The organism is Corynebacterium sp. (assembly GCF_052107835.1).
Lineage (GTDB): Bacteria > Actinomycetota > Actinomycetes > Mycobacteriales > Mycobacteriaceae > Corynebacterium.
In genome coordinates this window covers 1-11,006 of sequence record NZ_JBQEDF010000078.1, presented here as the reverse complement: position 1 = coordinate 11,006, position 11,006 = coordinate 1, and the positions used below count along the sequence as shown (strand labels likewise).

Here is an 11,006-nt window from a genome sequence, read left to right as displayed (position 1 = left end):
CACGCTTTCGTCGAGGAAGCGTGCCCGGGGGCATGAGGATGTGGTGGGGGTCCGTGTGAGGTGCGCAGCCGGACCGGATACGCAACGGCCCCCTCCCTTGAGGGAGGGGGCCGTTACGGGGACCGGGGGTTACGGCCCGGAATACCGGGCCGCGACGCTAAGCCGGGTGTGGCTTAGAGGTTGAAGGCGACCTTCAGGTCGTCAGCTGCGGCGTTCGCCTGCTTGGCGGCGTCCTCGACCTGGTCGGTCGCGGCGCTGTAGTGGCCGTTGAGCTCGTGGCGGTTGTCCTGGTAGAGGTCGTGGACCTCCTTCGGAACCTCGATGCCGTTGTCCTTGAAGGCGGCGGTGATCTCGTCCCAGACGGCGTCGATGGCGAGGACGTCGGACTGCTCGTTGAGCTGGCTGGCGGCGGCCTCGGCCGGGGCGGGTGCCGGGGCCGGCTGTGCGGCCGGGGCGTCGCGCTGCTCGGCAGCGGAGTTCAGGCCCAGCTGGGAGGAGCAGGACGGCCATGCGCCCCAGCCCTGGCTCTCCAGGATGCGCTCGGCGACAACGATCTGCTCTTCGCGGGATGCCTGGTCGGCGGTGGAGGCGAACTCCTGGCCGCCGTGGCCGTTCCAGGTCTGCCCGGAGAACTGCAGGCCACCCTGGTAGCCGTTGCCGGTGTTGATGGACCAGTCTCCGCCGGACTCACACTCGGCCAGGCGGTCCCAGTCGGAGTCCGGGGCGGCGTTGGCGGCCGGGGCGATGGCGGCACCGAGTGCGAGGGCGGTCATGCCGGTGACGGCGAGACGCTTGGTGGTGAAGCGGTTCTTGCGGATGCTGTGCTGTCCCATGCTGCGGGAAGTCCTTTCGGATCGGAGTCTGGGTCGTGAATCAATGTGTCGGACGTTGCGGGGTCCTCCGCCGCGTATCCGTCGCTGGGCAAGACACTATCGGTTTATCACGATTGAGTCACGCCATTCCCGTGGATTCACCGGTTGTTGCAGGCTGACGCGGATTCTGTGACGCGATTGCACGGCTGACGGAAACCCCTGCTGTCCTGGGTGTTACCTTTCCGTGTCCGGTCCGTTACCATACCGTGATCTTCTACAGTGTGATCTTTATCACATCTCTTGAATCTGAGGTGCCTGGGGCGTGTGGTGCGCATGGGACTGGCGCCGGGTGGCCCCATCCGGGATCGGCGGCCGGATGAGAAGACGGTAGACTGGCCTGATCCTCGAACAGGGATCACCGAGACAGTGACGTCACGTCAGAAAGGACGGGCAGGGACCATGCCTACCGGAAAAGTGAAGTGGTACGACGCGGACCGTGGATTCGGATTCGTCTCGAACCCCGGTGGTGATGACGTCTACGTCGGATCACAGGTGCTTCCCGACGGAGTGACCGAACTGGTCAAGGGCCAGCGTCTCGAGTACGACTTCGCCGAGGCCCGTAAGGGACCGCAGGCGATGCGCGTCTCGGTGCTCGACGACGGTCCGCCGCCGTCCGAGCGTTCCGACCGCGGACGCCGCCGTGGCGAGCACAAGTACAGTCCCGACAAGCTCCATGAACTCGTCCAGGACACCATCACGCTCCTGGAGTCCCGCGTGCAGCCCTCCCTCGAGTCGGGACGGCGTCCCGACCGCAAGGAGGGACGCCAGGTCGCCGAGATCCTCCGGACGATCGCCGGGGAGCTGGACGGGTGACCGCGGCCGGGCCCTACTACTCCGGTGTGAAGGCCCAGACCGCCCCGTAGGGCTCTTCCTCACCGTCATCGTCCTCGCCGATCTGCAGTGAGTGGAACTCCACCACGGTGAGGGGCGGGTTGTTGCCCTCATCGTCCTCCAGGTCGGAGGACCCCTTCACCGTGACCTCGGTCTCCTCGTGGGCCGTGTAGGAGTTCTCGGTGTTCGCCGCGGGGTCGTCGAAGATCTGGAGCATCGTCCAGTCGTGGTCGTAGATCTCCTCCGGGAGCTCGAAGGTGACCTCGTCGTCCGGGCCCAGGGGTATCCCGGTGGGCTCCTCCTCGTCACAGTCCTCGGCGTCGACCGGGCAGACGTAGTAGGGGGCGAACTCCTTTTCCTCACCATTGACCGTCGCCGTGATGCGCAGGTCCTCCGGGGCGGTCCCCGGGCGGTTGTTCATCCACTGCTGCACCCCGAAGACCACACCGGCGACGAGCAGCACGAGCACCACAATGCCGAGGAAGGTCAGCAGTTGGCGCCGCTGTGCGGCCTTGCGGCGCTGTTTCTTGGTGGTCGTGGTGCTCATGCGGGGTGGGGCTCCTGTGTTCTCCGGGGGACGGGTGAACGGGGTCAACGGCTGCGCACCCGGCCGATCAGTGCTCCCACACCGACCCCGCGGGACGCGGCGATGACGTTGACGTAGAACACTGTACCGACCACGGCCAGTGCAGCCATACCGATGGTGAGCTCAGGGGGCAGCAGGATCCCCATGGTGCCGCCGAGGACCCACGACAACTGCAGGGACGTCTCGGAGATGCCGAAGGCGGAGGCGTGGGCCGCAGGGTCCAGGTCGGACTGGATCGCGGCGTCCAGGCACACCTTCGACATCGCGCTGCCCAGGGACAGGACGCCGGCGGCCAGCGCCGCGGTGGGAACGCCCTCCCACACCGCGGCGAGGATGACCGTGACGATCGACAGCACGCCCAGGAACAGGACGGTGAACTGCGGTTTGCTGAACCTGATGCGCGAGCCCAGGGCGTTGCCGGCGAAGGTGCCCACGCCACCGGCCGCGCCGACGGCCGCAAGGATCGACAACTGCTCCAGACCGGACAGTTCGGAGGAGGACTTCGCGACGAAAGCGGTGAAGATGGTCATGAACCCGGTTCCGCAGCGCTGCAGGGCAGTGCCCCACATGCAGGTCCGGGCGGCGTCCGGGAAGCGGACCCGGATCGAGCGCCCCCACTGCCGCAGGACGCCGTCGGCACGTCCACCGTCCCCGTCCGGCACGAAGGGGCTGACGGTCACTTCCTCCTCACCGCGCTCGGCGGAGGCGGGGATCTGGGCGCAGCCGTAGATACCCATCAGCGCGACGACCATCAGCAGCCACAGGGACGCCTGCGGGTCCAGCACGAAGGCGATGGCCGCGGCCAGTCCGCCCGCCACCATCGAACCGCCGATGTGCCCGGCGATGGTCAACCGGGCGTTCGCGCGGACCAGGTCCAGTTCATCGGGCGCCACCCGCGGGGTGACCGAGGATTTCAGCACGCCGTAGGACTTCGACAGCACCAGCATCCCGAGCGCCGCCGGGTACAGCAGCCAGGAATCGAAGTTCTGCAGCAGTACGGCGGCGAGGACGACGCGTCCGGCGAAGGTCAACGACAACGCCAGGCGGCGACCCGTGCGGAGACGGTCCAGCGCGGGGCCGATCAACGGGGCAAGCAGGGCGAACGGGGCTATCGTCACCAGCAGGTAGGCGGCGACCGAGGTCCGGGACTCCGCTTCGGCGGCGGAGAAGAACAGCGTCCCCGCGAGGGCGACCGCCATCACCGCGTCCACCGCGAAATTGGCGATCGAGGTCCACATCAGGGCGGTCAGGCCGGACTCGCGGGCGCCGTTGGCCCCCATCAGTCCATAGACGTAGTTGGCCGCCCGCGCCATCGGCCCGGGGCGGTCGCGTCGGTCACTCTTCTGCAACACGCACCTCGTACAGGGTGTCCCACAGTTTGCCGGTCAGGTAGAAAGTGCCGTCCTCGCCGGGCTTCTCCGCGATGCCGTTCAGGACGTCCGCCCCGTCCCTGTCGCCGGCGGGGAGGTCGATGTCCAGAACGCCGGTGACCTCACCGTTGGACGGGTCGATGCGGACGATGCGGTTCTCCTGCCAGATATTGGCCCAGACCTCGGCGTCCTCCCCGTCCGTGCCCCCGGTGCACTCCAGTTCGTTGAGCTGGTCCACCGGCTCGCCGTCGAGGGTGACGTCCACGGTGCCCGTGGGCTCGAAGCTCTCCGGATCGCGGAATGTCAGTTCGTCGGTGCCGTCCGACATCACCAGCTGTCCGCCGTCGGAGCAGATGCCCCACCCTTCACCGTCGTAGGACGCCTCGCCGGTGACCTCCAGGGTCTCCGGGTCCCTCTGGAACGCCGTGTTCTCCTTCCACGTCAGCTGCCAGACCGTGTCGTCGTGGAGCGTGACACCCTCGCCGAAGTACTCCTCGTCGAGGTCGTCGCTGACGGTGGGGGACGCGGCGTCCTCCACGGGGGCACGGAAGATGCGTGACTCACCGTTCATGCCGGTGCCGACAAGCAGATCGCCCCCCGGCATGACCTCCAGTCCCTGGGTGAAGGCATCCTGGTCGAACGGGTGCTCGGCGAGGACCTCCGAGGACAGCACCGTCGCGTCCCCGGTGCCGCCGCCACTGCTCCCGTTGCTGCTGCCGGAACTGCCGCAGGCGGTGAGGGTGACGAGACCGGTGCACAGCAGGACCGCGGTGGCGGCCCTGGTGATCACGGACTGTGTCGCGCCGGGGCGGCGCACGCGGGAAGACATGACTCCTATGCTGCCACATTCCCCCGGCTTCCCCGGTTGCACCACCGCGCCCGCGGTGGGATTCTCTGTAGTCATGCCTGAAACAACCGGCGGTACGAGCGCCGAAGAGAAACAGCAGCCGCGACAGTCCGGTGCACTGGACCGGTACTTCCACATCACCGAGCGGCGCTCCACCGTCGGCACCGAGGTCCGGGCCGGGGTGGTCACGTTCTTCGCGATGGCCTACATCATCATCCTGAACCCGCTGATCCTCGGCACTGTCGAGGACGCCAACGGCGACGTGCTCGGGACGTCCCGCGTGGCCGCGGTGACCGCTCTGGCGGCCGGTGTGATGACCATCGCCTTCGGCGTCTTCGCGAGGTACCCCTTCGGCATTGCGGCGGGCCTGGGCATCAACACCCTGGTGGCGGTCACCTTCGTCGCGACCGAGGGGCTGACCTGGCCGCAGGCGATGGGGCTGGTCGTCATCGACGGCATCATCATCGTCCTGCTGGCGGTCACCGGCTTCCGCGAGGCCGTGTTCAACGCGATCCCGAACTCACTGAAGGCGGCGATCAGCGTTGGCATCGGCCTGTTCATCGCGATGGTCGGCGTGGTGGACTCCGGGTTCGTCAGCCGGGTCCCCGACGAGGCGAACACCAACGTCCCCGTCGAACTGGGCACCGGCGGGTCGATATCGACCTGGCCGACTGTCATCTTCGTCGTCGGCCTGATCACCTGCGGCATCCTCGTGGCCAAGAAGATCCGAGGTGGGCTGTTCATCGGCATCATCGCCACCACCATCATCGCCATGATCATCGAGGCCGTCGCCGGTCCCTTCGACAGCGACGCCGGCAAGGGATGGGAGATGGCGACACCGGAGATACCGGACTCCCTGGGAGGCATGCCCGACCTCAGCCTCGTCGGAGCGGTCGACCTGTTCGGCGGTTTCGCCCAGGTCGGCGCACTGTCCGCCTGCCTGCTGATCTTCACCCTGGTGCTGGCCAACTTCTTCGACGCCATGGGCACCATGACAGCCCTGGGCAAGCAGGCCCAGCTGGTCGACGAGCAGGGCAACCTGCCGAACCTGCGCACCGCCCTGATCGTCGAGGGCGCCGGTGCCGCGGTCGGAGGATCCGTGTCCGCCTCGTCCAACACGGTGTTCGTGGACTCCGCCGCCGGTATCGGTGACGGCGCCCGCACCGGGCTGGCGAACGTGGTCACCGGACTGATCTTCCTCGCTGCGATGTTCCTGACACCGCTGTACTCGGTGGTGCCGATCGAGGCCGCAGCGCCGGTGCTGGTCGTCGTCGGAGCGATGATGATGGCCCAGATCACCGACATCGACTTCACGAGGTTCGAGGTCGCGCTGCCGGCGTTCCTGACGATCGTGATCATGCCGTACACCTACTCCATCGCCAACGGCATCGGCATGGGCTTCATCGCCTGCGCGATCATGTACCTGGTCACCGGGCGCGGTAAGGAGCTGCACTGGCTGATGTACCTGGTTGCCGCGCTGTTCGTGGTGTTCTTCGGGATTGACCCGATCATGGACGCGATAGGCTGACCCATGTGATCTCCCTTGCTGACCCCACCGACCCGCGCCTGGACGACGTCCGCGACCTGAACTCCTCGGACAAACGTCCCGACCTCCCCGGGGGAAAGGGGCTGGTGATCGCGGAGGGGAACCTGGTGGTGCCGCGGCTGGCGGCGTCCCGCTTCCCGGTGCGGTGCGTGGTGGGCTTCGCCCACCGTCTGGAACAGCTGCAGGACGCGGCGGCGTCCGATCCCTCGGTCGCTGCGGGACTCGACGGCGTGCCGATGTACGAGTTGGACCGGGAGACCCTGGCCTCGGTCGCGGGATTCGACATGCACCGGGGGCTCGTCGCAGCGGCTGACCGGGTGGATGAGCCGACGGTGGATACGGTTCTGGACTCGCTGCCGTCAGACAACCGCGTGGTCGCGGTACTGGAGGGTGTCGGTGACCACGAGAACATCGGCGCCCTGTTCCGTAATGCGGCGGGCCTGGGGGTCGGGGCCGTTCTGCTGGGGGCGGGGTGCGCCGATCCGCTGTACCGGCGGGTGGTACGCGTATCGATGGGGCATGTGCTGCGAACTCCCTTCGCTCACATGGGCTCCCGGCCGACGACGTGGCAGCATGGTCTCTCTGACCTGCAGTCGCGCGGGTACCGGGTGGTGGCGATGACCCCGTCGACGGACACCACGCTGGCTTCCGCCGTGTCCGGTGCGGACAGGGTCGCCGTGATGGTCGGGGCCGAGGGGCCGGGCCTGACCGAGCACGCGATGCGGGCGGCGGACGTCCGGGCGAGGATCCCGATGTCGCCGGGGACGGACTCGCTGAACGTGGCGACCTCGGCGGCGGTCGGCTTCTACGCCGCCCAGTTCTGACACATCCGGGCCAGGGAGGACGTTGTCGGTCGCGTCTGCGTCCGCATCCGCGGTGCTGAGCCAGGGATTTTCACACCGGTCGCGATTTCCACATAGTGAGATGTGCAGGTCGGGACGTTGCAGATGCTTAATGAAAATCGCTGACAGTGTGAAAGTGTGACGGTGGCGCCGACTCACCGCCCCGCGTTGCGGGCACGGCGGCGGACTTCGTCGCCGATGTAGTGTGCGCCGTCCTGCAGCAGACGTGCGCCGCCGCGGATGCCGCGTCCGATGCCTGTCACCACGGAACCCGCAGCACCCTTGAGCAGGTCCGCGGTCTCCCGGGTCGAGGGGTCCTTGGCGTCTGCGTAGTCGTCGTAGGCGTTCTCGCCGGACGTGTTGGCCCGCTGCGCCGCCGTATGCCCCACATGGCCCGTCCGCGGGGCACGCGTCGGGGCACCCTTCTTCGTCACCCCACCACCACGGGGCTCGGGGCGACCGTCCACCGCGAAGGCGGCCACCGGAATGTCGATGCCATCGCGGGCCACCCGGAAGCCCAGCCAGTACTCCTCGGCGGCGGCCGCCATGTCACCGGGGATGAACGGCAGCTGGATGCCGGTGGCCTCGGTGTTCCCCTCCCAGAACGGTGCCTCGAACGGCTCCGGCAGGCCGGTGTCCTCGTAGATGGTCTCCCGTGTGGCGGTGAACGCACGTTTCAGTGCCCCGCCCGACCAGTGGGCGAAGCCGCCGACTCCGTCCGGGTCGCCCGGGGTCCGGCAACTGGCGTAGATGTCGGCGGCGGCGATGAGCTCACGGTAGGGGTCCGGAATCCCGGAGAGCAACCGCAACCCCGGTAGCACGGTCTGGATCACGGAGACCCCCGGGTAGCCGCCGATGTAGAACTCGTCCCTGCCGGGCGGGGTGGACCGGTTCATGTCGAAGTCGCCGATATGTGCGGGTGACGGCATCACCGTCGCGTCGCCGTCGTTCAGGGCCACGCCGAGCTGTGCGAGGTACTTGCGGGCGAAACCGCGGTCGGCGGTGGGTTCGGCGGTCAGCACGTCCCGGGGGACGGCGGCGGTCACGAACCACAATGTGACAACGGTGGTCTCCGTGGTGTCGGCGGCCACGGGGCTACTTCTTCTTGTTCCGACCATTGGCGCGCGGGTTCGTCCGCACCCCCAGCAGGACGTCCTCCCAGTGCGGGGTCACGGCCTTCTTCTTGCGCTTCGGTTCACTGTCGGCGCGGCGGCCGAACAGGTCGACCGGGGCGTTGTCATTGTCCTCGGGGGACTCCGACTCAACGTCCTGCGGCTCGTCCGACGCCCCGGTGTCGTCCGGCGTGTCGAACTCGTCCACCCCGTCCGGTTCAGCATCGGGGTTGTCGTCACTGGTGCTCGCGGGGACGACGGGGGAGACGGTGCGGACCGGCCGCTCGAAACGCGGGTCGATCAGGTCGGAGGCGACGGAGTTCACCGGTTGCACCGTGTCAGGGCCCTCGGCGTCGGGAATGTAGCGGAACTCGGCGACGAACTCCGTGGCACCCTCCCGGTTGCCCTTCGTCCAGGTCACGGAGATCACCCAGTGGTCGTTCGAGTCCATCGCCGCCGACCAGACCGATGCGCGCAGGCTCTCGCCGCGGGCGCCGAACGCGGTGGCCAGGACTTCCCTGAGCGGCTGCTCGGTGGGGCCGTCGGCGCGGACGGGGTGGGCGTTGCGGGCGATCTCGGCGACCCTGTTGCGCTCCATGTCGATCGGGACGGCGAACGGACGCACGCCCCGCTCCTCCATGCCCGTCGAGGCGACGATCTCCTCGACGGTCTCGCCGTGGCGGATCCGGTCCTGGATCTCACGGGGACGCAGGTGGACGCGCTCGCGGTGCGGGGGAACGGGAACCTCATCGGCGGCGGGCGCTGGTTCGGAGGGAACCGCGGCGACGGCAGGGGTTTCGGGCTCCGGTGCGGGCTGTTCCGTCTCCTCCGGCCCGGTGGCTTCCACGCCGAGGAACTCGGTCAGTTCCTCGGTGACCGGCAGGAAGAACTCGGCCTGATGGTCACCGTCGCCGTCCTCGTTGACGTCGTCGAAGACCTGGAGGACGCGGAGGACCAGGGACGAGGGATCGCTGTCGTCCTTGACGAACTGCAGTTCCTGCATCGGTGACCTCCGGGACTGTCGGTGACGGTGGGAATTGTTTGTTCGACTCTATCGCAGAACCGCTGGACGGCGCTGCAGCGACGTGCGGCCGGACGGTGCGGCTACTTCGCGGCGACGCCGGAATCCAGGATGTGGTCGATGGCCTTGGTCAGCGTCCTCACGTCCTCCGGGTCGATCGCCGGGAACATGCCGATGCGCAGCTGGTTGCGTCCCAGCTTGCGGTACGGCTCGGTGTCCAGCACGCCGTTGGCGCGCAGGGTCTTGGCGATGACGTCGGCGTCGATGGAGTCGTCGAAGTCGATCGTGCCGACGACCAGCGAGCGGCTGGACGCCTCGGCGACGAAGGGGGACGCCTCGGGGCGGGCCCCGGCCCAGCTGTACAGGATGGAGGAGGACTCGGAGGTCCGGGCGACCATGCCGTCCAGTCCGCCGTTCTCGTTCATCCACCTGACCTGCTCGTCCATCATCAGCAGGGTGCCGACGGCCGGGGTGTTGTAGGTCTGGTTCTTGCGGGAGTTGTCCACCGCGGTCTTCAGGTCCAGGAACGCCGGGACGTAGCGGTCGGTCGCGGCGATCTCCTCGACGCGCTCCAGGGCGGCCGGGGAGAAGGCGGCGAACCACAGGCCACCGTCGGAGGCGAAGCACTTCTGGGGCGAGAAGTAGTAGACGTCGGTTTCGGCGATGTCGACGGGCAGTCCGCCGGCGCCGGAGGTGGCGTCGACGGCGACGAGGGCGTCGGAGGACGCTGCGGCCGGGCGCTTGACCTGGACCATTGCACCGGTGGAGGTTTCGTTGTGGGCCCAGCCGAGGAGGTCGGCGTCCACACCGTCCAGGGCGGACGGGGACGGGGCGGTGCCCGGCTCGGTGGAGATGACCTCCGGGGCGTCCAGCCACGGTGCCTTCGTGGAGACGCTGGCGAACTTGCCGGAGAACTCGCCGTAGGTGAGGTGTGCGGACCTGTTGCGGATCAGCCCGAAGGACGCCGAGTCCCAGAACGCCGTTGCGCCACCGAGGGAGGTGATGATCTCGTAGCCCTCGGGGATGTTGAACAGTGACGCCAGTCCTTCGCGGACTGAGCCGACGACGTTCTTCACCGCGGGCTGACGGTGGGAGGTGCCGATGACGTCCCGTCCGCCGGCGACGACTGCCTCGATCTGTGCGGGGCGGACCTTCGAGGGGCCGCAGCCGAAGCGTCCGTCGGAGGGGAGGAGGTTCTCGGGAAGGGTGGGGAACTGGTCGCTCATGATCGTGGTTCTCTTCAGTCCTTTGTCGTTGGAACGGTGCGTCGTGGGGGCGCAACAGGGTGCAAATGGTCCGTGGTCAGCCTAGCCCTTGGGGGCCATCCGTGGAACACCTTGTCCCACACTGCGGGATGAGTGGGGGTGGTCAACGGGGATACCGTACGGCCCTACTGTGTTGCCTCCCGCCGGGATTCGGTACAGTGTGTCCTATCCCACGATCGTCGACGGTCCTCTGTGTCCGCTGGAATGGAAAACAGGGTGGCACGGGCCGGACGATCCGATGCGGGCTCCTGAGGCGGGCAACCTGCCGTAAGGAGTACAACCGAAAGCACCTAATTACCTGAATAACGAAAGGGATGTCAATGGCTTCCGACAACCAGGATAAGGCCGTTCTCCACTACCCCGGTGGCGAGTACGAGATGCCGATCGTCGAGGCGAAGGAGGGCAACTCCGGATTCGCCCTGGGCAAGCTGCTGGCCGAGACCGGTCTGACCACCGTTGATCCGGGCTACGTGAACACCGGTTCCACGCTGTCCGAGATCACCTACATCGACGGTGGTGCCGGTATCCTGCGTTACCGCGGTTATGACATCGCCGATCTGGCGAACAACGCCACCTTCAACGAGGTCAGCTACCTCCTCATCAACGGTGAGCTTCCGGACAACACGCAGCTCGACGAGTTCAACGCGAACATCCGCAAGCACACGCTGCTCGACGAGGACTTCAAGAGCCAGTTCAAGATCTTCCCGCGCAATG

The 11,006-nt window shown here is 67.6% G+C and carries 11 protein-coding genes; 4 read left to right on the top strand and 7 right to left on the bottom strand.

Annotation, left to right across the window (positions count from 1 at the left end; genetic code table 11):
• Window positions 1-173 precede the first annotated feature (173 nt).
• Complete coding sequence (locus ACTIL2_RS14375) at window positions 174-833, bottom strand: resuscitation-promoting factor Rpf1 domain-containing protein (protein ID WP_442338159.1); 660 nt, start codon at window positions 831-833, stop codon at window positions 174-176.
• A gap of 438 nt (window positions 834-1,271) precedes the next feature.
• Between ACTIL2_RS14375 and ACTIL2_RS14370 the strand changes: the two genes are divergently transcribed.
• Window positions 1,272-1,685, top strand: coding sequence for a cold-shock protein (locus ACTIL2_RS14370; RefSeq protein ID WP_442338158.1), 414 nt, complete (start codon window positions 1,272-1,274; stop codon window positions 1,683-1,685).
• A gap of 16 nt (window positions 1,686-1,701) precedes the next feature.
• On the opposite strand, the gene ACTIL2_RS14365 is transcribed toward ACTIL2_RS14370, so the two are convergent.
• Genes ACTIL2_RS14365 through ACTIL2_RS14355 form a run of 3 tightly spaced genes read right to left on the bottom strand, consistent with a single transcriptional unit; the run spans window position 1,702 to window position 4,488 of the window.
• Window positions 1,702-2,250: a DUF2771 domain-containing protein gene (locus ACTIL2_RS14365; RefSeq protein WP_442338157.1), complete on the bottom strand. Its 549-nt coding sequence runs from the start codon at window positions 2,248-2,250 to the stop codon at window positions 1,702-1,704.
• A 44-nt stretch (window positions 2,251-2,294) separates the two neighbouring features.
• A complete protein-coding gene (locus tag ACTIL2_RS14360) occupies window positions 2,295-3,641 on the bottom strand; it encodes an MFS transporter (RefSeq protein ID WP_442338156.1) in 1,347 nt (448 codons plus the stop codon).
• Complete coding sequence (locus ACTIL2_RS14355) at window positions 3,625-4,488, bottom strand: glutaminyl-peptide cyclotransferase (RefSeq protein ID WP_442338155.1); 864 nt, start codon at window positions 4,486-4,488, stop codon at window positions 3,625-3,627. The genes ACTIL2_RS14360 and ACTIL2_RS14355 overlap by 17 nt, the downstream gene beginning before the upstream one ends.
• 73 nt (window positions 4,489-4,561) lie before the next feature.
• Between ACTIL2_RS14355 and ACTIL2_RS14350 the strand changes: the two genes are divergently transcribed.
• Window positions 4,562-6,034 (top strand): NCS2 family permease, encoded by a 1,473-nt coding sequence (locus ACTIL2_RS14350; RefSeq protein ID WP_442338154.1) that lies wholly within the window; start codon window positions 4,562-4,564, stop codon window positions 6,032-6,034.
• Window positions 6,031-6,876 (top strand): TrmH family RNA methyltransferase, encoded by an 846-nt coding sequence (locus ACTIL2_RS14345; protein ID WP_442338160.1) that lies wholly within the window; start codon window positions 6,031-6,033, stop codon window positions 6,874-6,876. Before ACTIL2_RS14350 ends, ACTIL2_RS14345 begins: the two co-directional genes overlap by 4 nt.
• Before the next feature lie 173 nt (window positions 6,877-7,049).
• Here the strand turns inward: ACTIL2_RS14345 and ACTIL2_RS14340 are convergent, their stop codons facing one another.
• The 3 genes from ACTIL2_RS14340 to serC all read right to left on the bottom strand — a co-directional run bounded on the left by ACTIL2_RS14340 (window position 7,050) and on the right by serC (window position 10,253).
• The gene (locus tag ACTIL2_RS14340; protein ID WP_442338153.1) at window positions 7,050-7,985 is read right to left on the bottom strand and encodes a DUF6928 family protein; all 936 of its coding nucleotides are present in this window, start codon (window positions 7,983-7,985) and stop codon (window positions 7,050-7,052) included.
• A gap of 4 nt (window positions 7,986-7,989) precedes the next feature.
• Window positions 7,990-9,009, bottom strand: coding sequence for a septation protein SepH (gene sepH / locus ACTIL2_RS14335; RefSeq protein WP_442338152.1), 1,020 nt, complete (start codon window positions 9,007-9,009; stop codon window positions 7,990-7,992).
• Between the two features lie 101 nt (window positions 9,010-9,110).
• Window positions 9,111-10,253, bottom strand: coding sequence for a phosphoserine transaminase (serC, locus tag ACTIL2_RS14330; RefSeq protein ID WP_442338151.1), 1,143 nt, complete (start codon window positions 10,251-10,253; stop codon window positions 9,111-9,113).
• Window positions 10,254-10,612: 359 nt separating this feature from the next.
• Here serC and ACTIL2_RS14325 point away from each other — a divergent pair.
• Window positions 10,613-11,006 (top strand): citrate/2-methylcitrate synthase (locus ACTIL2_RS14325; protein ID WP_442338150.1); only part of this gene is annotated, 394 nt, incomplete at its 3' end.

Bases quoted from the DNA above. Each gene is read 5' to 3' on its own strand.
- ACTIL2_RS14375 (WP_442338159.1), bottom strand. From the start codon at position 833: ATGGGACAGCACAGCATCCGCAAGAACCGCTTCACCACCAAGCGTCTC.
- ACTIL2_RS14370 (WP_442338158.1), top strand. From the start codon at position 1,272: ATGCCTACCGGAAAAGTGAAGTGGTACGACGCGGACCGTGGATTCGGA.
- ACTIL2_RS14365 (WP_442338157.1), bottom strand. From the start codon at position 2,250: ATGAGCACCACGACCACCAAGAAACAGCGCCGCAAGGCCGCACAGCGG.
- ACTIL2_RS14355 (WP_442338155.1), bottom strand. From the start codon at position 4,488: ATGTCTTCCCGCGTGCGCCGCCCCGGCGCGACACAGTCCGTGATCACC.
- ACTIL2_RS14350 (WP_442338154.1), top strand. From the start codon at position 4,562: ATGCCTGAAACAACCGGCGGTACGAGCGCCGAAGAGAAACAGCAGCCG.
- sepH (WP_442338152.1), bottom strand. From the start codon at position 9,009: ATGCAGGAACTGCAGTTCGTCAAGGACGACAGCGATCCCTCGTCCCTG.
- serC (WP_442338151.1), bottom strand. From the start codon at position 10,253: ATGAGCGACCAGTTCCCCACCCTTCCCGAGAACCTCCTCCCCTCCGAC.